General features: G+C 69.0%; 19 protein-coding genes. 15 read left to right on the plus strand and 4 right to left on the minus strand.

The genetic code is table 11. The annotated features are described in order from the left end of the window. Position 1: 1 nt before the first annotated feature. Positions 2-1,357 carry a 3-oxoacyl-ACP reductase gene (locus tag LX13_RS11230; protein ID WP_188486966.1) on the minus strand — a complete coding sequence of 452 codons (1,356 nt, stop codon included), beginning with the start codon at positions 1,355-1,357 and terminating at the stop codon, positions 2-4. A gap of 137 nt (positions 1,358-1,494) precedes the next feature. Between LX13_RS11230 and LX13_RS11235 the strand changes: the two genes are divergently transcribed. The 7 genes from LX13_RS11235 (at position 1,495) to LX13_RS11265 (ending at position 10,515) form a co-directional block, all read left to right on the plus strand. Further along, positions 1,495-2,826 carry an acetyl-CoA C-acetyltransferase gene (locus tag LX13_RS11235; RefSeq protein ID WP_308214733.1) on the plus strand — a complete coding sequence of 444 codons (1,332 nt, stop codon included), beginning with the start codon at positions 1,495-1,497 and terminating at the stop codon, positions 2,824-2,826. Between the two features lie 232 nt (positions 2,827-3,058). Continuing rightward, positions 3,059-3,937: a siderophore-interacting protein gene (locus LX13_RS11240; RefSeq protein ID WP_253661399.1), complete on the plus strand. Its 879-nt coding sequence runs from the start codon at positions 3,059-3,061 to the stop codon at positions 3,935-3,937. Positions 3,938-4,042: 105 nt separating this feature from the next. After that, entirely contained in the window at positions 4,043-5,008 is a 966-nt protein-coding gene (locus LX13_RS11245; protein ID WP_372499904.1) for a FecCD family ABC transporter permease, read from the plus strand. Between the two features lie 77 nt (positions 5,009-5,085). Next, positions 5,086-6,081 (plus strand): FecCD family ABC transporter permease, encoded by a 996-nt coding sequence (locus LX13_RS11250; RefSeq protein ID WP_253661821.1) that lies wholly within the window; start codon positions 5,086-5,088, stop codon positions 6,079-6,081. Between the two features lie 23 nt (positions 6,082-6,104). Continuing rightward, on the plus strand, positions 6,105-6,971 hold the full coding sequence (locus LX13_RS11255; protein ID WP_253661401.1) for an ABC transporter ATP-binding protein: 867 nt from the start codon (positions 6,105-6,107) through the stop codon (positions 6,969-6,971). After that, positions 6,968-8,716 carry an ABC transporter ATP-binding protein gene (locus LX13_RS11260; RefSeq protein WP_253661402.1) on the plus strand — a complete coding sequence of 583 codons (1,749 nt, stop codon included), beginning with the start codon at positions 6,968-6,970 and terminating at the stop codon, positions 8,714-8,716. Before LX13_RS11255 ends, LX13_RS11260 begins: the two co-directional genes overlap by 4 nt. Further along, on the plus strand, positions 8,716-10,515 hold the full coding sequence (locus LX13_RS11265) for an ABC transporter ATP-binding protein (protein WP_253661403.1): 1,800 nt from the start codon (positions 8,716-8,718) through the stop codon (positions 10,513-10,515). Before LX13_RS11260 ends, LX13_RS11265 begins: the two co-directional genes overlap by 1 nt. On the opposite strand, the gene LX13_RS11270 is transcribed toward LX13_RS11265, so the two are convergent. Then, a complete protein-coding gene (locus LX13_RS11270) occupies positions 10,473-11,933 on the minus strand; it encodes an MFS transporter (protein ID WP_253661404.1) in 1,461 nt (486 codons plus the stop codon). The genes LX13_RS11265 and LX13_RS11270 overlap by 43 nt on opposite strands. Positions 11,934-12,060: 127 nt before the next feature. Between LX13_RS11270 and LX13_RS11275 the strand changes: the two genes are divergently transcribed. From LX13_RS11275 to LX13_RS11295, 5 genes are all read left to right on the plus strand, one after another. Then, positions 12,061-12,714: a TetR/AcrR family transcriptional regulator gene (locus LX13_RS11275; RefSeq protein ID WP_253661405.1), complete on the plus strand. Its 654-nt coding sequence runs from the start codon at positions 12,061-12,063 to the stop codon at positions 12,712-12,714. A 97-nt stretch (positions 12,715-12,811) separates the two neighbouring features. Further along, positions 12,812-14,032: a cytochrome P450 gene (locus LX13_RS11280; RefSeq protein WP_253661406.1), complete on the plus strand. Its 1,221-nt coding sequence runs from the start codon at positions 12,812-12,814 to the stop codon at positions 14,030-14,032. 31 nt (positions 14,033-14,063) lie between these two features. Then, entirely contained in the window at positions 14,064-14,258 is a 195-nt protein-coding gene (locus LX13_RS11285) for a ferredoxin (RefSeq protein ID WP_253661407.1), read from the plus strand. Positions 14,259-14,350: 92 nt separating this feature from the next. Further along, on the plus strand, positions 14,351-15,394 hold the full coding sequence (locus tag LX13_RS23480; protein ID WP_253661408.1) for a cytochrome P450: 1,044 nt from the start codon (positions 14,351-14,353) through the stop codon (positions 15,392-15,394). Further along, positions 15,280-15,573 carry a cytochrome P450 gene (locus LX13_RS11295; RefSeq protein WP_253661409.1) on the plus strand — a complete coding sequence of 98 codons (294 nt, stop codon included), beginning with the start codon at positions 15,280-15,282 and terminating at the stop codon, positions 15,571-15,573. Before LX13_RS23480 ends, LX13_RS11295 begins: the two co-directional genes overlap by 115 nt. A gap of 1 nt (position 15,574) precedes the next feature. Here the strand turns inward: LX13_RS11295 and LX13_RS11300 are convergent, their stop codons facing one another. Together LX13_RS11300 and LX13_RS11305 are read right to left on the minus strand one after the other, a co-directional pair. Further along, complete coding sequence (locus LX13_RS11300; protein ID WP_253661410.1) at positions 15,575-16,222, minus strand: vWA domain-containing protein; 648 nt, start codon at positions 16,220-16,222, stop codon at positions 15,575-15,577. Between the two features lie 106 nt (positions 16,223-16,328). Further along, a complete protein-coding gene (locus LX13_RS11305; protein WP_253661411.1) occupies positions 16,329-17,276 on the minus strand; it encodes a methionyl-tRNA formyltransferase in 948 nt (315 codons plus the stop codon). Positions 17,277-17,413: 137 nt separating this feature from the next. Here LX13_RS11305 and LX13_RS11310 point away from each other — a divergent pair, with 137 nt between their 5' ends. Genes LX13_RS11310 through LX13_RS11320 form a run of 3 tightly spaced genes read left to right on the plus strand, consistent with a single transcriptional unit; the run spans position 17,414 to position 21,149 of the window. After that, entirely contained in the window at positions 17,414-17,632 is a 219-nt protein-coding gene (locus LX13_RS11310; protein WP_253661412.1) for an MbtH family protein, read from the plus strand. Beyond that, positions 17,629-19,359 carry an ATP-binding cassette domain-containing protein gene (locus LX13_RS11315; RefSeq protein ID WP_253661413.1) on the plus strand — a complete coding sequence of 577 codons (1,731 nt, stop codon included), beginning with the start codon at positions 17,629-17,631 and terminating at the stop codon, positions 19,357-19,359. Before LX13_RS11310 ends, LX13_RS11315 begins: the two co-directional genes overlap by 4 nt. Then, positions 19,356-21,149: an ABC transporter ATP-binding protein gene (locus LX13_RS11320; protein WP_253661414.1), complete on the plus strand. Its 1,794-nt coding sequence runs from the start codon at positions 19,356-19,358 to the stop codon at positions 21,147-21,149. Before LX13_RS11315 ends, LX13_RS11320 begins: the two co-directional genes overlap by 4 nt. The last annotated feature ends 86 nt before the right edge of the window (positions 21,150-21,235 follow it).

Below are 21,235 nucleotides of genomic sequence, written 5' to 3' on the forward strand. Positions count from 1 at the left end.
CTCAGGCACCCAGCAGGGCCTGGCCGCACACGCGGACCACGTTGCCGGTCACCGCGGACGACGCCGGGCTCGCGAAGTACGCCACGGTCTCGGCGACGTCGACGGTCTGACCGCCCTGCTGCAGCGAGCTCATCAGGCGGCCGGCCTCGCGGGTGGCGAGCGGGATCGCCGCGGTCATGGCGGTCTCGATGAAGCCGGGGGCCACCGCGTTGATGGTGATGCCCTTCTCGGCGAGGATCGGCGCGTAGGCGTCGACCAGGCCGATGACGCCGGCCTTCGAGGTGCCGTAGTTGGTCTGGCCGCGGTTGCCCGCGATGCCGGCGATCGACGAGACGTCGATGACCGCGCCACCGGACTTCAGTGCGTCGGCGGCGATGAGGTCGTCGACCAGCTTCTGCGGTGCGAGGAGGTTCACGGCGATGACCGAGTCCCAGCGCGACGCGTCCATGTTGGCGAGCAGTTTGTCGCGGGTGATGCCCGCGTTGTTGACGATGATGTCGATACCGCCGAAACGCTCCTTGGCCAGCTCGGCCAGCGTCGCACCCGCGTCGGCGGCGGTCACGTCGACGGGGAACGCGGTGCCCTTGACCTTGTTCGCGGTCTTCGACAGTGCCTCACCGGCGGCCGGGATGTCGGCGACGATGACGTGCGCGCCATCGCGGGCCAGGACCTCGGCGATGGTCGCGCCGATGCCGCGTGCGGCGCCGGTGACGACGGCGACACGGCCCTCGAGCGGCTTGTCCCAGTTCGCGGGCGGGGTGGCCTCACCGGTTCCGATGCGGATGACCTGCGCGTCGACGAACGTCGACTTCGCCGAGAGGACGAAGCGGACGGTCGACTCGAGACCGGACAGGCCGGTCGGGGCGTCGGGCGCGACGTAGACGAGCTGCACGGTGGCGCCCTTGAGGAGCTCCTTGCCCAGCGAGCGGGTGAAGCCCTCGAGTGCGCGCTGCGCGATGCGCTCGTTCGGGTCGGTGATCAGCTCCGGCGTGGTGCCCAGGACCAGGAAACGTGCCGACGGGGTGACCGACCGCAGCGTCGGGGTGAAGAACTCGTAGAGCTCCTTGAGGTCGGCCGGGGAGGTGATGCCGGTGGCGTCGAGGACCACGGCGCCGAACTTGTCGGCCGACTTGCCGGTGACGTTGTTGTGAATCACCTCATAGTCAGGGGTGTCGAGCAGCTCGCGGAGGGGCTCGATCAGTCGGCCGGACCCGCCGAGCAGGACCGGACCGGTCAGCGCCGGATCCGACGGCTTGTACCGGCGCAGCGGCGGCGGCACGGGCAGACCCGCCTGCTTGGCGATGAACGCGCCCGGAAGCGAATGAACGAATTGCGAGTACAGGCCGGTGTTTGCCACGTCATGACTCCTTGTTGGTTTGGTTTTCCCCACCCCACCCGGCGGTTGCGCGTTGGCACCCGGCGGGGTTCGACAAGTAACTTACTCGCGAGTAAGAATACTCCATAGCTTCCATCCGACACCCGGGGAGATCAGCAGTGGCAACAGCAGGAACATCCAAGAGCACTCGAGCCAAGTCCGGAGCCGCCAAGGCGAAGACGGTTCGGCCGGTCGCGATCGTCGGCGGCAACCGCATCCCGTTCGCCCGCCAGGACAAGGCCTACGCCAAGGCCAGCAACCAGGACATGTTCACCGCCACCCTGAACGGCCTCGTGAGCCGTTTCGGACTGCAGGGTGAGCGTCTCGGCATGGTCGCCGGCGGTGCCGTCCTCAAGCACTCGCGCGACTTCAACCTCATCCGCGAGTCCGTCCTCGGTTCGGCCCTGTCGCCGTACACCCCGGGCATCGACGTCCAGCACGCCTGCGGCACCGGCCTCTCGGCCATCTCGCTGGTCGCCGACGGCATCGCCACCGGCAAGTACGACGCCGGCATCGGCGGCGGCGTCGACACCACCTCGGACGCGCCGATCGGCGTCTCCGAGCCGCTGCGTCGCGCGCTGCTCGAGGTCAACCGGGCGCGCAGCACCGGCGACCGCCTCAAGGCGATCGCCGCCCTGCTGCCCAAGATCGGCATCGAGATCCCCAAGAACGGCGAGCCGCGCACCGGCATGTCGATGGGCGACCACGCCGCCATCACGGCCAAGGAGTTCGGCATCAAGCGCGCCGACCAGGACGCGCTCGCCGCGGCCAGCCACCAGAACATGGCCAAGGCGTACGACGCCGGCTTCTTCGACGACCTGATCACCCCGTTCCTGGGCCTGACCCGCGACGAGAACCTGCGTCCGGACAGCTCGGTGGAGAAGCTGGCCAAGCTCAAGCCGGTCTTCGGTGTCGGACTCGGCGACGCCACGATGACCGCGGGCAACTCGACGCCGCTCACCGACGGCGCGTCGGCGGTGCTGCTGTCCAGCGACGAGTGGGCCGCGGAGAAGAACCTGCCTGTGCTCGCGCACCTGGTGGACGTAGAGACCGCAGCGGTCGACTACATCAACGGCCCCGACGGCCTGCTGATGGCGCCCACCTATGCGATCCCGCGTCTGCTCGAGCGCAACGGCCTGACCCTGCAGGACTTCGACTACTACGAGATCCACGAGGCGTTCGCCTCGGTCGTGCTGTGCACGCTCGCCGCTTTCGAGTCCGACGAGTACTGCAAGGGACGCCTGGGCCTCGACTCGGCCCTGGGCTCGATCGACCGCTCGAAGCTCAACGTCAACGGCTCCTCGCTCGCGGCCGGGCACCCGTTCGCCGCCACCGGTGGACGCATCGTCGCCCAGACGGCCAAGCAGCTGCACGCGAACGGCGGCGGTCGCGCGCTCATCTCCATCTGTGCCGCTGGCGGACAGGGCGTCACCGCCATCGTCGAGGTCTGATCGACACCGGTGACCGTGATCTGCGCGAAGTGACTTCCGAGGGGTTTGCGCAGGTCACGGCACCACAGAAAAAGTTTTCGAGAATGTGTAACGCCTGACCGGCGGCACTCGATATCCAAGACAGCTTCGGCTGAGCTGCCAGACCCCCGACCCGGCAGCTCGGTCGAAGCTTTTTATTGTCCGGGTTCGCCCGCCGACCGGTCGCACAGCTACTTAGGCTAGCCTATGTTCCATGGGAACCGTGTTCGGAGCCGTCGTGGCCATCACCGACCTGACCCCACGCCTGCGCCGCGTCGTGTTCGATGTGCCGGGCCTCGCCGATCTGGGTCTGCCCGACTCCGGCGATGACGCCGTCGGGATCTACTTCCCGCGCAGCGGGGAGAACTGTCCGCCCGCGATGGAGCACCGCGACGGCGTCCTCGCCTACTTCGATGCCGACGCGGCACCACCCGGCCGCAACTACACCGTGCGACTCCGCGGGCCCGGTCCACGACAGATCACCGTCGACTTCGTCGTGCACGAACGAGGGGTCGCCAGCGACTGGGTGCGGTCGGTCGAGCGTGGTGATCAGGTGGTCCTCGCGCACGCGCGCAGTTGGTACCGACCCCCGGCCGACACCGACTGGCAGCTGCTGGTCGCCGACCTCTCGGGTCTGCCCGCCCTCGCCCGCATCCTCGACGAACTGCCCGCGGGGACGCCCGCGACGGCGATCGTGGAGGTGGGTGACGACTCCGATCTGGCCTACCTCCCCCGACGCGAGGGCGTCGAGGTGGTGATGTCGGTGGGCACCGGCAACGGATACGCAGAGAGTGCGCTCACCGCCCTGGTCGGCGACTTCGTCCATCCCGAGGGCCGCGGCTACTGCTGGTTCGCCGGTGAGGCACTGCCGTCGCGGCAGATCCGCAAGCGCCTGCGTTCCGACCACGGGTTCACCGCCGCCCAGTTCGACATCATCGGCTACTGGCGCTTCGACTCCGAGACCTGGGACCGCAAGTTCGAGTCGATGAGCGACGAGCTGGTCGCGGTCTACGAACGGGCCCTGGCCGACGGCAAGGGCGACAAGGTCGCCTCGGAGGAATTCGACCTGGCGCTCGAGCGCGCGGGGCTGTAGGCCGCGCGCGTGGTGTCGACCCTGGGTCCGTCCGATCTCGCTGCCCCCGCACCCGCGGGCGGCGCACCTACCGACCTCGGACGCCGCCGCTGGACCGGTCTCCTCGTGGTCGTCGGGGTCCTGCTCGTCATGTGCGTGCTCAGTCTCGCCATCGGCACCGAGTCCGTCGGACTCGGCACGGTGTGGCGAGCGCTGACGGACTACACCGACACCGGCAACGAGTGGATCGTGCACGATCTGCGGATCCCGCGCACCATCCTCGGCATCGTCGTGGGCCTCGCCCTCGGTCTGTGCGGCGCGCTCATCCAGGGCGTCACCCGCAATCCGCTGGCCGACACCCAGATCCTCGGGATCAACTCGGGCGCAAGCCTCTTCGTCGTCTCCGCGATCGCGTTCCTCGGACTGACCTCGGTGATGTCCTACATCTGGTTCGCCTTCATCGGCGCCCTCGTGTCGATGGTGTTCGTCTTCCTGGTGGGCATGACCGGCCGCGCCGAGGCCACCCCGGTGCGGGTGCTGCTCGCCGGTGTCGCCATCGGTGCCGTGATGGACGGCGTCGGATACACGATCCGGCTGCGCAACCCGCGCGCCTTCGACCAGTTGCGGTTCTGGGACGCAGGCGCCTTCGACGGCCGCCCGATGTCGGTGGTCTGGGTGATCCTGCCGTTCGTTGTCGTCGGTGCGGTGCTGTCGATCTTCGTCAGCCGTTCCCTCAACGCCGTCGCGTTGGGTGACGACCTCGCCGCCGCGATGGGTGGCAACGTGAAGCGCACCCGCGTGCTCGGACTCGTGGCGGTGACGCTGCTCGCGGGCTCGGCGACTGCGGCGGCCGGCCCGATCGGCTTCGTGGGCCTGATGGTCCCGCACGCCGTGCGATGGTTCACCGGTCCCGACTGGCGCTGGATCTGCGCCTACTGCGTGTTCGCCGCGCCGTCGCTCATGCTCGCCGCCGACATCGTCGGCCGTGTGATCATCCCGCCGGGTGAACTGCCGGTCGGCATCGTCACCGCGTTCGTCGGGGCGCCCGTGCTGATCTGGCTCATCCGCCGCTCGAATGCGACAGGCCTGTGACCGCGCCCGAGAAACGTCTGGACCCCGTCGATTTCGGCTCACGGCAGTTCGTCCTGCGCCGCGGACCGCGGGTGTCGATGCGGGCGTCCTGGCGCACCATCACCGTCCTGTCCGTCCTCGGTGTCGGCGCCCTGGTGCTCGCGGTCTTCGCCCTCGGCGTCGGGGAGTACCCGGTCTCGCCCGCGGGCGTGGTCGAGGTGCTGACCGGTCAGAACCACAGCTTCGACCAGGTCGTCGTCCTGGAGTACCGGATGCCGCGGATCCTGTTGGCCCTGGTCATCGGTGCGGCCCTGGGCATCTCGGGTGCGATCTTCCAGGCGCTCACCCGCAACCCGCTGGGCAGCCCCGACGTCATCGGCTTCGAGATCGGCGCCTACACCGGTGCCCTGGTGGCCATCGGCATGCTCGGCGGCAGTTACTACACGACCGCCGCCGGGGCGATGGTCGGCGGACTGATCACCGCGGCCGTCGTCTACTCGCTGGCCTACAAGAACGGTGTCGCCGGGTTCCGACTCATCGTCGTCGGCATCGCGGTCGGTGCCGTGCTGAGCTCGGTGAACCAGTGGATCATCATCAAGATCAAACTGCAGCAGGCGATCACCGCGTCGATCTGGCAGCAGGGCTCGTTGAACGGTTTGGAGTGGGGACAGCTCTACCCGGTGCTGGTGTGCGTCGCCGTCGCGTTGGTCGCGCTCGTCGCCATCGGACCGCAGCTGCCGATCCTGCAGATGGGCGACGACGCCGCGGGCGCTCTCGGCGTCCGCCCCGAACGGGCCCGCATCGCCTACTTCGTCGTCGGGGTCGTTCTCGTGGCCGTCGCGACCGCGGCCGCGGGACCGATCGCCTTCGTCGCGCTGGCAGCACCGCAGCTGGCCCGCCGACTCACGGGCGCACCCGGCGTCGGCATGGTCTCCTCGGCCGTGATGGGGGCGTTCCTGCTGTTGTTCAGCGACCTCGTCGCTCAGAAGATCGTCGCGCCCGCGCAGCTCCCGGTCGGAGCGGTGACGGTGTCGGTGGGCGGGCTCTACCTCATCTGGCTGCTGGTGATCCAGGCCCGGAAGCGCCAGGCATGAGCGACGACAGGAGAATGGGTGTGATGGGCGAGACGACAGGACAGGACGCCACCGACGGGGTCCGGCTGGGGGCGCGCTCGCTGACCCTCGGCTACGGCGGCAGCGCCATCGTCGACGGGTTGAGTGTCGACATCCCCTCCGGCGCCATCACCGCGATCGTCGGCCCCAACGCCTGCGGCAAGTCGACGCTGCTCCGCGGACTCGCCCGCCTGCTCAAGCCGACGACCGGACACGTCATCCTCGACGGTGCCGACATCACCTCGCTGAAGACCAAGGAGGTCGCGCGCCGACTCGGTTTGCTGCCGCAGTCGTCGATCGCCCCCGAGGGCATCACCGTCGCCGACCTCGTCGCCCGGGGGCGCTTCCCGCACCAGAAGGTCATGCGGCAGTACTCGCGCGACGACCAGCGGGCGGTGGCGCAGGCCATGGAGGCCACCGGCGTGACGTCCATCGCGGGCCGTCCGGTCGACGAACTCTCCGGCGGGCAACGCCAACGCGTCTGGGTGGCGATGGTCCTGGCCCAGCAGACGCCGTTGATCCTGCTCGACGAGCCGACGACGTTCCTCGACATCGCCCACCAGATCGAGTTGCTCGACCTGTTCGCCGAGCTCAACGCAGAGCAGGACCGGACCATCGTCGCCGTGCTGCACGACCTCAACCACGCCTGCCGCTTCGCCGACCACATCATCGCGATGAAGGCGGGATCGATCGTCGCGCAGGGCAATCCGGCCGACGTCATCACCGCCGAGCTGGTCGAGGACGTCTACGGGCTGCGATGCCAGATCATCGACGACCCGGAGACCGACACCCCGCTGGTGATCCCGCGCGCATCGCGGACCGCCCGCGCCCGGCGCGACCTCGCCGCCGTCCCCGACGCGCGCGAGGCATGAGCGCCGCAGACATCGGCAGATCAGGCGAGACCCGTTCGCCGACCGTGCTGACCGGGTCGCGCATCCTGCTGCTCGGGATGGTGCGCAACCGACGCTGGCTCACCACCGGGTCCCTGCTCTACGGCCTGCACCAGATCACACAGGTGCTCGTGCCCGTCGTCATCGGCGTGGTCATCGACAAGGCGGTCAGCACCGGCGACGTCGGCGCACTCGTCGTGTGGATCGCGGTGCTGTTCGGCCTGTTCATGGCGCTGACGCTCACCTGGCGGTTCGGCGCGCGGATCCTCACCTGGGCCGAGGCGGGGGAGGGGTGCACCCTGCGCGTCGAGGTCGCCGCGAAGATCCTGTCGCCGAGAGGTGTTCGTACCGATCTGCGGTCGGGTGAGCTGCTGACCATCTCCAGCAGCGACGCCGACAACGCCTCCTACATGCTCGACTACATCCCGCGGATCGTCGAAGCCGTCACCGCCACCCTGGCGTGCGCCGTCGCGCTGATGATCATCAACGTCCCGCTCGGACTGGGTGTCCTGGTGGGTACGCCGGTCGTGCTCGCGGTCCTGCACCTGAGCGCTCCGTTGATCACGCGACGCGTGCAGGACCAGCAGGAGACCGTGGGGCGGGCCACCGCGGTGGCCACCGACCTCATCGCCGGGTTGCGCCCGCTGCGGGGGATCGGCGCGCAACAGGCTGCCGCGCAGCGCTATCGGGACATCAGCCAGTCCTCGCTCCAGGCGACGCTGCGCGCGGCGCGGACGCAGCGCGGGTTCGCAGGCGTCTCGGCCACCATCAGCAACCTGCTGTCCGCGGGCATCGCGATCGCCTCCGGCTGGCTGGCGCTCGACGGCCACATCAGCATCGGACAGTTCGTCACCGTCATCGGACTCGCGCAGTTCCTCATCGAGCCGCTCACCCAACTCACCGAGGTCCCGAGCTGGGTCGCCGAGGCGCGGGCGTCGGCCAACCGGCTGTCGCTGGTGTTCGCGGCGCCGTCGCTGCTGCCGGACGGCGAACGCGACCCGGGTGAGCCGCCCTACGGACTACAGCTCTCGGGACTGGGCTACGGCTCCCTCGACGATGTCGACCTGACCGTCGCGCCCGGCGAGTTCCTCGGGGTGGTCGCCCCGAACTCGGCCGACGCCGAGGCGCTCGTCGCGGTCCTGTCCGGTCGGGTCCCGCCGGAGGAGTACCGCGGGACCGTGCGCCTCGGGGCGAACCACCTGCACGAGATCGAGCACCGGCAGGCGCGCGAGGCCATGGTCGTCGAGCCGCACATCACCGACATCTTCACCGGCACCCTTGGGTCCAACATCACCGCGGGCGCGCCGGATCCCGACCCCGAACTCGTCACCGACGCCCTGCGCTCCTCGGCCGCCACCGACGTGGTGACCATGCACGCCGCCGGTCTCGACGCACCGGTCACCGAGCGCGGTTCGAGTCTGTCCGGCGGCCAACGCCAGCGCGTCGCCCTGGCGAGGGCGCTGCTCGTCGAGCCGTCGGTCCTGGTGCTGCACGACCCGACCACCGCCATCGACTCGGTGACCGAGAAGACCGTCGCCGACGGGATCACCGGGATGCGACACCGCGGCGAGACCGGGTTCACCACCGTCCTGGTCACCAGCAGCCCGACCCTGCTGGCCGGCGTCGACCGAGTCGTCGTGCTCACCGCCGGTGGGGTGGTCGCCTCGGGGTCGCACGCCGAGCTCAGTGAGACCGACGACGACTACCGACGGGCGGTGCTGCGCTGATGGCCGGCTCCTCGACCACCGCGACCGACGATCCCGCCGACGCACCCGACACCCTTCTACCGATCGCGACCGCCCGGGACTCCTGGCGATGGCTGCGCGTCGAACTGCGCCGCAACGTCGGGTCGACCTCCCTGATGCTGCTGGTCGGGATCATCGCGGCCGCCGCGTCGGTGCTGCCGACCTACGTCTTCGCCGAGTTGATCGACCGCGTGCGTGACCGCGATCCGGTCTCGTCGATCACCGTCATCGCGGTCGTGATCGTCGCCGCCGCCGTCGTCGGTGGCGTCACCACCGGGGTGTCGACGTACCTGGTCAGCAAGCTGGGCGAGACACTGCTGGCGCGGCTGCGTGAACGCGTCATCGAGCGGTCGCTGACGCTGCCGACCACGACGATCGAACGCGCGGGCAAGGGAGACCTGTTGTCGCGCATCGGCGACGACGTCAACACCATCGGCCGCGCGGTGACCGACGTGCTGCCGACGATGATCACGTCGATGCTGATGGCCGTGCTCGGCATCGCGGCCATGACCGGTCTGGACTGGCGTCTCGGTCTCGCCGGACTGCTCGCCGCGCCGCTCTACATCTTCAGCCTCCGGTGGTACCTCACCCGGTCGGCGCCGCGATACGCGGTGCAGCGCAGGGCCGTCGCCACGCGCTCGGCGAAGCTGATGGAGGCCATGGTCGGCGCACGGACGGTGCACGCCTACGGACTCGAGGACCGGCACCTCGGTGAGATCGACGCCGCCGCCGTGCGGGCCCGCGACATCTCGATCGGGATCGTCACGCTGTTCACCCGTTTCGTGGGCCGCACCAACCGTGCCGAGTTCGTCGGGCTGTCCGCCGTTCTCATCACCGGCTTCTTCCTGGTGCGCGGAGATCTGGTCAGCGTGGGCGCGGCCACCGCGGCCGCCCTGCTGTTCCACCGACTCTTCTTCCCGATCGCGACGATCCTGCACAGCTTCGACGAGGTGCAGTCCGCGGGCGCGAGCCTGGCGCGTCTCGTCGGTGTCGTCGACATCCCCGACGACGCCACCCGGCCCACCACGGCGCTCGCCGAACCGGCGGACACATCCCTGGAGCTGTCCGACGTCGAGTTCGGGTACGCCCCCGGACATCCCGTACTGCACGGGGTGAGCATCCGGATCGCACCCGGCGAACGGGTGGCCCTGGTCGGGTCCACCGGTGCGGGCAAGACGACGCTCGCGGCCATCGCCGCGGGTCAGTACGCGCCGACCCGCGGGTCGGCCCGCATCGGCGGGGTGTCGGTCGCCGATCTCACCGTCGACCAGCTCCGACGCCAGGTCACCATCGTCAGTCAGGAGGTGCACGTCTTCGCGGGCCCCCTCGTCGACGACGTGCGACTGGCCCATCCGTCGGCGGGGCGGGACGAGGTCCGCGCCGCTCTCGACGTGGTCGGTGCCCTGGAGTGGGTCGACGCCCTTCCCGACGGGATGGACACCGTGATCGGCGAACTGGGCCGCGAACTGACCGCAGCCTCGGCGCAACAGCTCGCCCTGGCCCGGCTGGTCCTGGCCGATCCTGCGGTCGCCGTCCTCGACGAGGCGACGGCGGAGGCGGGCAGCCTCGGCGCGCGCGGTCTGGAGCAGGCCGCTTCGGCCGCCACCCGTGGACGCACCACTCTCGTTGTCGCACATCGACTCACGCAGGCCGCCGCCGCGGATCGGATCGTGGTGCTCGAGCACGGCCGCGTCGTCGAGGTCGGGACGCACGACGAGTTGCTCGTCGCGCGCGGCCGTTACGCCGAACTCTGGGACGCCTGGAGTTCGCGATCGGCGTGATCGGCCTCGCCCGTCCCATCTGATCGCCCCGGCAGGAATGCGGCGAACACGAATGCCGCGACGGCACCGCCGGCCGCGATGAGGAGGATGACCGTGAACGCGTTCTTTGACGGGGTCACCCCGTTCGACAGCGTCATGCCCGCGAGCACGACACCGGCGATCGCGGACGCGAACGACGTCCCGACCGACCGCATCAGGGTGTTCAGGCTGTTGGCGGCCGCGGTCTCGGTGGCGGGCACCGCGCCCATGATGAGCGCGGGCATCGCGCCGTAGGCCAGTCCGATGCCCGCGCCGATGAGGATCGACACGAGAATGAACTCCCACAGGTGGGTGAGCGTGAACGCAGCGAGGACATAGGCGCCCGCCACCACGATCGCGCCGGCCATCAGGGTGACCCGCGGGCCCATCGATGCGCTGATCTTCGCCGAGATGGGCGACACCAGCATCATCACGAAGCCCGACGGGGCCATCACCAGTCCGACGACGAGCAGTGACTTGCCCAGGCCGTAACCGGTCGACTCGGGCAACTGCAGCATCTGCGGGAAGACCAGCGACATCGCGAACATGGCGATGCCGAACACGACCGCGGCGAGGTTGGTGAGCAGGACCTGACGGCCCGCGCTGACGCGCAGATCGACCAGCGGACGTGTCGTCCGGAGCTCCCACCATCCCCAGACGGCGAACGCGACCACGGCGAGCGCGAACATCCCTGCGGTCATACCGCTCGTCCAGCCCCAGTCGGCGCCCTTCGAGATCGCGAGCAGGAGTCCGACCAGAGCGGTCGACAGGGTGATCGCGCCGACGTGGTCGAAGGCGCCGCCGGTGCGGACCTTCGATTCCGGCAGAACCACGGTGATCGAGATCAGCACGACGACACCGAGCACCGTCGACACCCAGAACAGCATGTGCCAGTCCCAGTTGTCGGCGATGACGGCCGAGATCGGCAGTCCCAGAGCGCCACCGACGCCCAGGGATGCGCTGATCATGGCGGTGGCCGATCCCAGCTTCTCCTTGGGCAGCACGTCGCGCAGGATGCTGATGCCCAGCGGGACGACGCCCGCGGACAGACCCTGCAGGGCACGGCCGACGATGAGCGGTGCCAGCGATTCGCTGAGTGCACCGACCACCGAGCCGACGATCAGGATCGCGACACTGATGAGCAGCATCCGGCGCTTGCCGAACATGTCGCCGAGGCGGCCGACGACCGGGGTGGCCACCGCCGCGGCGAGCAGCGTGGCGGTGATGACCCAGGAGGTGTCCGACGAACGCGCGTCGAGCAGCGTCGGCAACTGCGGGATGATCGGGATGAGCAGCGTCTGCATAAGCGAGACGACGATGCCCGCGAACGCGAGCGAGATGATGACCAGGGTGACGTTCGGCGTCGACGACGACGAACGCGGTGGTGTGGTGGTGGACATGTGCGGCGTCCTTCCGGACGGTGGGGTGGGCGGCTCGGCTACTTTAAGTCAATCGACTGACTTAGGCAAGAGGTGCCATCGCTGTGTCTCTGATGGTTGAGTGGTCGTCATCGGTAGAGAAACGAAAGTGGGAGATGTGGAAGCCAGGACGCCGAAGAACGAGCGGGCCGTCGCGACGCGCGATGCGATCCTGCTCGCGGCGGAGCGACTGTTCGCCGAGCAGGGCATCGCCGCCGTCTCGAATCGTCAGGTGAGCGAGGCCGCCGGGCAGGGCAACAACGCCGCGGTGGGATATCACTTCGGAACGAAGACCGACCTGGTCAGGGCCATTGTCGCCAAGCATTCGGCCGCCATCGACCAGGGCCGTGCGGAGCTGGTGCGCCTACACCGGGGCTCGAGCGAGGTGCGGTCGTGGGTGTCGTGCATGGTCCTCCCGGTCACCGACCATCTGGCCGCGCTCGGCAGTCCGACCTGGTACGCACGCTTCGGTGCGCAGGTGTCGACCGATCCCGAGTTGCGGGCGGTTCTTCTCGACGAGGCGACCACCTCGCAGTCGCTGCGGATCGCGATCAACCAGCTCGCCGTCTGCACGCCCGAGCTGTCCGACGGCACCCGCGCCGCCCGTAACTCGATGGCCCGCATATTGGTCTCGCAAGGATGCGCCGAATTCGAACGCTATCTGGCGCAGGCAGATTCGAATGCTGACGCGACGTGGGATCGGTGTGGCAAGGACCTCGTCGACGCCATCGTCGGAATGTGGACGGCACCGGTCAGCCCATGACCCTCAAGTCAGTCGCTTGACTTAAACTAAATCCATCGGTCTACTGGAGTGACGGTGCGGCACGTGAGTCGCACCGCTCACCTCCGGGAGGATTCGCATGACCGACACCGACACCCGGACGGACTCGCAGGCCGAGATCCCGTCCTTTCCGATGAAGCGGGCGTCCGGGTGCCCGTTCGACCCGCCGCCACTGCTGGGTGAACTCCAATCAGACGCGCCGGTGACCCGCGTTCGCCTCGCCGATGGTCGGACGCCCTGGCTGGTGACGAAGTATCACGAGCAGCGACAGGTGTTGGCCGACCGGCGGATCAGCTCCGACATCCGAACCCCGGGACATCCGTACCACTCCGGTGAGGACGCCCGTCCGGTCAGCTTCATCACCATGGACGATCCCGAGCATCTGCGTCTGCGTCGCATGGTCACCGCGCCGTTCGGGATCAAGCGGGTCGAGAAACTCCGTCCCACGATCCAGGCCATCGTCGACGACCTCATCGACGCGATGCTCGCCGGTCCGCCGCAGGCCGATCTCGTGGAGGCGTTCGCGCTGCCGGTTCCGTCGCTGGTGATCTCGGAGATGCTCGGGGTCCCGTACGCCGACCACGACTTCTTCCAGGAGAACAGTCGACTGATGGTGAGTCGTGCGGTGTCGCGGTCGGAGAGTGCCGCCGGCCATCAGCGGCTCATCGACTACCTCACGGAGCTCGTCGGTGCGAAGTGTGTTGATCCGGGGGATGACCTGCTGTCGGAGTTGGCCGTTCGAGTCAACGACGGTGAGTTGACCCGCGGTGACGTCGCCGAGATGGGGACGCTGCTGCTGCTCGCCGGTCACGAGACCACGGCGAACATGATCGCGCTGGGCACCGCAGCCCTGCTGTACAACCCGGATCAGCTGGCGCTGCTGCGCGACTCCGACGACCCGGCCGTCGTCACCTCGGCGGTGGAGGAACTCCTGCGCTACCTCAACATCACCCACAACGGACGCGCACGAGTCGCGCTGGAGGACATCGAGATCGGCGAGACCACGGTGCGGGCCGGCGAGGGACTGATCATGGCCAACGACATCGGTAATCGGGATCCCGACGCGTTCGACGACCCGGACCGCCTCGACATCACACGAGACGCGCGGCGTCATGTGGCGTTCGGTTTCGGTGTGCACCAGTGCCTGGGGCAGCCGCTGGCCCGCCTCGAACTGCAGATCGTCTACCGCACGCTCTACCGCCGGATACCCACCCTCGCGCTCGACTGCGACCTGTCCGACGTCCCGTTCAAGGACGACGCCGCGGTCTACGGCGTCCACGAGTTGCCGGTCCGCTGGTGACCCCATCCCTGCTCACGAAAGGAATGACCCCATGAGAGTGACCCTCGATCAGGACAAGTGCGTCGGATCCGGGCAGTGCATCACCGCGGCGCCCGAGGTGTTCGACCAGCGCGACGACGACGGCATCTCCTTCGTCGTCGACCCCGATCCGCCAGCGACATCGATCCCGGAGGTGGAGCAGGCGGCGGCGGTGTGTCCGGCCCTGGCGATCAGGTTGCTGGGCTGATCAGGACCGGTCGGATCGGCGAAGCGGCCCCCGGACAGAAAACTGATGCTAACGTCAGGTTCAGGAAAGTGGTTCTGACCGGGAGGTGCCCTGTGACCAGTTCGCTGCACGTGGACGGAGCGTCACCAGGCGTCCTGCGCCCGTTCTGGGAGGCGGACCTGCCCACGCGACTCGCCGCCTTCGCCGACCTGCGGGCTCGGCCCGACCTGCCCTTCCATGAGATGGACTCCGGCGGCCAGGGCTTCTGGTCGGTGACGTCGTACGCGGACGCGGTCGCGGTGACGAAGGATCCCGCGACGTACTCGAACGCGCGTGGCTTCTCCCTCGACGACATGTCGCGGCAACTGCTCGAGACGATGGCGTCGATCATCGGCATGGACGACCCCAAACACAAGCAGCAGCGCAAGCTGGTCCAGGGTGCGTTCACCATGCGTGCGATCGCGGCGCTGACCGACAACGTGGCGTCGCTGTCCGACGTGATCGTCGACGAGCTGCGTGACCTCGGCGAGTTCGACTTCGTCGACGCGGTCGCCTCGAAGCTGCCGCTCCAGGTGATCTGCGACCTGCTCTCGATCCCCGCGTCGGACCGTCCGCACCTGCGGGTGCTGGTCGATCGTGTCCTGGGCGTGAGCGATCCGAGTTTCGGTGGACCGCAACAGGGCGTCGAGGCCGTGATCGAACTCTTCGGATACGCCATCGAACTCGGCAAGGAACGCCAGGCCACGCCGGGCGACGACCTCACCTCGCTGCTGATGTCGGCCGAGGTCGACGGTCAGCGGCTGACGCCGACGGAGTTCGGTTCGTTCCTGATCCTGATGATCGCGGCGGGCAACGACACCACCCGCACCGGGCTCGCCTGGGCGATCCATCTGCTCTCTGAGCACCCCGAGCAACAGCGGATGCTCGCCGCCGACTTCGACGGACACCAGGCCAACGCGATCGAAGAGATTCTCCGGTGGTCGTCGCCGTCCTGCACATGCGCCGAACCGCGACGCGCGACACCACGATCCGCGACGTCGCGGTGGCCGAGGGCGACAAGATCGTCATCTGGTATCTCGCCGCCAATCGCGATCCGGCGATGTTCGAGAACCCCGACGCCTTCGACATCACCCGGTACAACGCGAGCAAGCAGATAGCTTTCGGTGCGGGTGGGCCACACTTCTGTCTCGGAGCGAACCTGGCGCGCATGGAGATCCGGGTCGTCCTGCAGAAATTGCTGGCCGCATTCCCGGACCTCCACGCGACCGGCCGGCCGGATGCGCTGCTCTCCCAGTTCGTGCACGGCGTGAAATCACTGCCGTGCACGGTGCGATGAGTTACCGCCCGCTCGAGCGTTCCCGTTCGAGCGGAGTGAAACCGTCCGCGGGCGGCTCGCCGGCGATGCGGTTCGACCGCTTGCGACCCTGGTACCCCGACACCGACTCGAACGCCGCGGACACACCCATCGGCGACGACTCATAGGTCATCGACTTCTCCCGGGCGAACCCGAGATCGGCCCCCACCTCGACGGCGTCGATGTTGGAACCGAGGAACACGAAGTCCCAGTCGTAGCGCGTCTCCTGTCGCGTGATCAGTTCTCGCACACCGGTGTTCGACCACTCACGGCTGGCGTTCTCGTGACCGTCGGTCATCACCAGGATGGTCACCGACCCCGGACGCTCGTGCTCCGGCTTCGCGGCCAGATCGGCGCCGACGTCGGTGATGAGCTTCCCGATCGCGTCGTACAGCGCCGTCATGGCACGCGGCTCGAGGACCAACGGCGGCACCTCCGCGATGGGCTTCGCCGAGTAGACGAGTTCGTACCGGTCGTCGAATTGCGCGAGTGTCACGACGGTCTCGCCGTCGGACGCCCGCTCCTTGGCGATGAACGCGTCGAAACCGCCGCGGGTGTCGTCCGCGATGGACTGCATCGAGCCGGAACGGTCGAGCAGGGCGGCGACGAGGGACAGCTGGGGATCGGTCATGTGCACTCCAGAGAACGAGTCGCCGGGGCGACGCGGACGAACTTGATGGAGCGAACCGTACAAGTGACCACCGACAACCGACCCCGACGTTCGCGGGGCGGACGGCTCAGGCGGGGGTGTTCGTGAGGTATCCGCCGCCGCGGGTGAAGTAGTCCAGCGCCGCGTGCTCGACGCCATCGTCGGTGCGCAGCCGGTCGATCACGAGACCGTGCGAGCCGCCGCGGTACGCCTCGCTGCCCGCGACGATGACCATGCCGTCGTCCTCGGCGATGAACACCCGGCCGGGTGTCCCTCCGTAGATGCTGCGGGAGAGGTGTGCCGCGGTGATCCGCAGGCGGTCGCCGCGAAACCACGTGTAGGCGTTGGGATACGGGTCCTGGAGGGCACGGATGAACCGCTCGATCTCGCCGGCGGGCTTGGTCCAGTCGACCAGGCTGTCGATGTCGGCGCGCTTGTGGAAGAAGGTGCGTCGGCTCAGGTCCTGGGGCGTCAGCTCGGCGGTCCCGAACTCGATGGCGTCGAGCGCCTCGACGAGGACCTCGGGGATGAGGTCGATGGTCGCCTGGACCAGACCGGTGCCGGTGGAGGTGTCGGTGATCGGCACGGCGCGCTGGGTGATGATGCCGCCGGTGTCGAGATCGTCGTCCATCATGTGGGCGGTCAGACCGGTCTGCGACGCACCGCTGATGAGTGCCCAGATGACCGGCGAGAACCCGGTGAACTCGGGGAGCAGCGAGTCGTGGAGGTTCAACGTGCCGTGCTCGGGGATGGTGAACAGCTCCGGTGGGAGCCAGGTCCGCCAGTTGTTGGCCACCATCACGTCGGGCGCGATGTCGCGGACCGCGGCGATCAACTCGTCGGTGGGTCGCTTGGCGAGGTGGACGTCGATCCCCTCGCTGCGGGCGAGGTCCTCCACCGAGTCGGCCCAGATCGACTCGTAGGCGTGCTCGCTCGGCGGGTGGGTCACCACGAGTTCGACCTGATGACGTGACTTGACCAACGCCTCCAGGGTCTTGTGTCCCCAGGTCTGGTAGCCCAACATCACGACGCGCACAGTCACCCCTTGCCTGGCCACCGATTTGGTTAGCCTTGCCTTTGATACCATCGCCCAGTTCAGGTATCAAATGCGTTCCCATCGCGGACGCCACGCGTCTCTGCGCCCGGTGCCGACGCTCGACGAGAGGAAGTGGATTGTCCGGCAATCCTTTTGACGACACCGACGGCACCTTCGTGGTGCTGGTGAACGCCGAGGACCAGTATTCGCTGTGGCCGTCGTTCTCCGACGTCCCCGGCGGCTGGACCGTGACGTTCGGCGACACCGGGACCGACCGGGCGAGCTGCCTCGACCACATCGAGAAGACCTGGACCGACATGCGTCCGCGCTCCCTCCGGGAGCAGATGCAGGCGTGACCGGGGGATGGGTCCTGCGCCGGACCATCACCCGCAACACCCGATGGCTGGTGGGTGGTTCGGTCCTCATCGCCGGATATCAGCTGTGTGAGGTCGCGATCCCGATCCTCATCGGCGTCATCGTCGATCGGGCCGTCTCGTCCGGGTCGTACGTCTCGATCGCGGTGTGGACCGCTGTCCTCGCCGCGGTCTTCGTCGTGCTCACCGTCCTCTACCGCCTCGGCGCCCGACAGCTGATGTTCGGGATCGCGCGCGAATCGCATCTGCTGCGCGACGAACTCAGCGGCCGCGCGCTCGAACCCGGCGGCCTGGCCGTCGCGGCCGGACGAGACGACGCCTGGTCGTCGGGCGAGCTGCTGTCGATCTCGACCACCGACGCCGACAACACCTCGTACGTCATCGACTACATCCCGCGCGTGGTCAGTGCGGTCGTCGGGACGGTCGCGTGCGGCGTGGTGTTGCTGACGATCGACCTCGTTCTCGGCGCGATGGTGCTCGTCGGCATCCCCATCGTGGTGCTGGGTCTGCAGGTCACCGCGCCCCTGATCGCGCGCCGCGTCGAGGCGCAGCAGGACACGGTCGGCCGCACCTCGGGCCTGGCCACCGACCTCGTGAGCGGACTCCGACCGCTGCAGGGGATCGGGGCCACGGGAGCCGCGTCCGACCGGTACCGACGGTCCAGCCGCACCTCGCTGGCCGCCGCGCTGCGGGCCGCGCGGATCCAGAGCGTGCACGCGGGCGCTTCCGCCGCGGTCGGCGCATTGGCCGCGATGGGGGTCGCGGTCGCCGCGGTGTACTTCGCGCTGACCGGTGACATGGGCATCGGTGCACTGATCACCGTCATCGGCCTGGCGCAGTTCCTCATCGACCCCTTCGCGTTGCTGGCCATCGTGCCGAGCTGGGTGGCCGAGGCCCGGGCCAGTGCTGATCGTGTGGCCGCAGTGCTCGGGGCACCGCTGCTGCGCGGCGCTTCGGAAAAACGGTCGGTCGCCGGATCCGATCGTGCTCCGGCCGGCCCCCGCGGTGCGGTGCGCATCGACTGCTCCGCCCACGGCGGACTGACCGACCTCGTCCTCGACATCGCGCCGGGGGAGTACGTGGCCGTGCTGGCGCCGTCGGCACGCGACGCCGCCGCCCTCGTCGAATTGCTGGCCGGCGATCCGACCGCCCCGGCGGGCTCGGTCAGCGTCGATGGCCGCCGGATCGAGGACATCCCGGCGGGCACCCGGCGACACGCGATCGTCGTCGAGCACCACGACGCCCACCTGTTCACCGGCACGTTGGGATCGAACATCGACTGGGGCACGACGGCGAGCGCCCGGCCGGGCGACGTCGAGGCGTCGCTGGCGGCGTCGGCCGCCGACGAGGTGGTCGCGCTGTACCCGGCCGGACTCGATCACCCGGTGACCGAGCGGGGCGCGAGCCTGTCCGGCGGACAGCGACAACGCCTCGCACTGGCCCGCGCACTCATCGCCGCCCCCGACGTCCTCGTCCTGCACGACCCGACGACCGCCGTCGACGCGGTCACCGAGCAGGCCATCGCCGACGGGATCCGTGCCGTGCGCGGCCGTGCTGCGAAGACGACCGTCGTCATCACCAGCAGCCCCGCCCTGCTCGCCACCGCCGACCGCGTGCTGCTGCTCGTCGACGGTGCGATCGCTGCCGTCGGTTCCCACTCCGAGCTCGCCCGTGGTCGCGACGACTACCGAGAGTTGGTGTCCCGATGACCATCCCCGATGTCGCGCCGATCCTGCCGGTCGCGCAGTCGCGGCGAACCCTGCGGTGGCTGCGCGCCGACCTCGCACATCGCCCGCGCACCCTCGTCGCGACGTTGGTCGTCGGTGTCGCCGCGGCCGGTGCGTCGGTCATCCCGATCTACCTGCTCGGCTCCCTCGTCGACCGCGTCCGCGACGGCGCCGACGTGTCCGACCTGTGGCCGCTCGCCGCCGTCATCGGCGTCGCCGCACTCCTCGGCGGGCTCGGTACCGGGGTCTCGACCTACCTGGTGACCAAGCTCGGGGAACAGACGCTGGCCGACCTCCGCGAATCGGTGCTCCGTCGCGCGCTGGACCTGCCCGCCGACACCATCGACGAATCCGGACGCGGTGACCTGCTCTCGCGCGTCGGTGCCGACGTCGGCGCGGTCGGCAAGGCGGTGTCGCAGGTCGTGCCCACGATGATCAACGCGTTCTTCCTCGGCGTGCTGAGCCTGGTCGGGATGGCGGGGATCGACTGGCGACTGGGACTGGCCGGGGCGCTTGCCATCCCGGCCTACATCCTCGCGCTGCGGTGGTATCTGCCGCGCTCGGCGCCGCTGTACCGCGACGAGCGGATGGCCATCGCAGCGCGCGCGCAGGTGATGGTGGAATCGCTCCAGGGCATCAAGACGATCGACGCCTACGAGCGGCACGAGCATCACCGCGACGAGATCAGCGTCGCCTCGGCTCGTGCGCGTGATCTGTCGATCGCCGTGTTCACCCAGTTCACCCGCTTCGTCGGGCGGATCAACCGGGCCGAGTTCGTCGGCCTCGCCGCCATCCTGGTCGTCGGCTTCCTGCTGGTCCGCGACAGTGACGACAGCGGTGGCGGGGTGACCGTCGGTGCGGTGACCGCGGCCGCGCTTCTCTTCCACCGCCTGTTCAACCCCATCGGCATGCTGATGTTCAACTTCGACGAGGTCCAGGCCGCCGGCGCCAGCCTCTCGCGACTGGTCGGCGTCGTCGACATCGCTGTGTCGGACAAGCGGTCCGGTGTCGCCGTTCCGCGGGACGCACGGGTCGAGGTCCGCGATGTCCGTTTCGCCTATCACCCCGATCACCCGGTGCTGCAGGGTGTCTCACTGACCATCCCCGCAGGCACGCGGACCGCGCTGGTCGGGTCGACCGGTGCGGGCAAGACCACGCTCGCGGCGATCATCGCCGGCATGCGCGACGCCGACTCCGGATCGGTGACCATCGGCGGTGTACCCGTAGGGGACATCGACCCCGCCCGACTGCGGTCACACGTCGCGACCATCACGCAGGAGGTGCACGTCTTCGCCGGCCCCCTGATGGAGGATCTCCGGTTGGTCGCGCCCGACGCCACGCGCGACGAGGTCCTCGCCGCGGTCGACGCGGTCGGCGCACTCGACTGGGTCACCGCCCTGCCCGAGGGCATCGACACCCGTGTCGGCGAAGGCGGCCTGGCGCTGACCGCCGCGCAGGCACAGCACATCGCGCTGGCCCGTCTGGTCCTCGGCGACCCCCGTGTCGTCGTGCTGGACGAGGCCACCGCGGAAGCGGGCAGCGCGAGCGCTCGCGACCTCGAGGACGCGGCTCTCGCGGCCACCGCGGGCCGCACCACACTGGTTGTCGCACACCGTCTCACGCAGGCCGCGGCGGCGGATGCCATCGCGGTCATGGAGCATGGACAGATCATCCAATTCGGTCCGCACTCCGAGCTGTTGAGAGATGGGAACGGACGGTACGCGCAGCTCTGGCGTGCATGGGAGACCGATGCGGTGACTCCGACAGGCTAGGCTATCCTTACCGGGTGACCGACATATCTGTTTCCGAACTTCTCGAAGCCTGGAACGATCGGTCTGCACCTCCGTCGGTGAGCACC

Origin of the sequence: Williamsia maris, assembly GCF_024171815.1 — a bacterium.
Lineage (GTDB): Bacteria > Actinomycetota > Actinomycetes > Mycobacteriales > Mycobacteriaceae > Williamsia_A > Williamsia_A maris.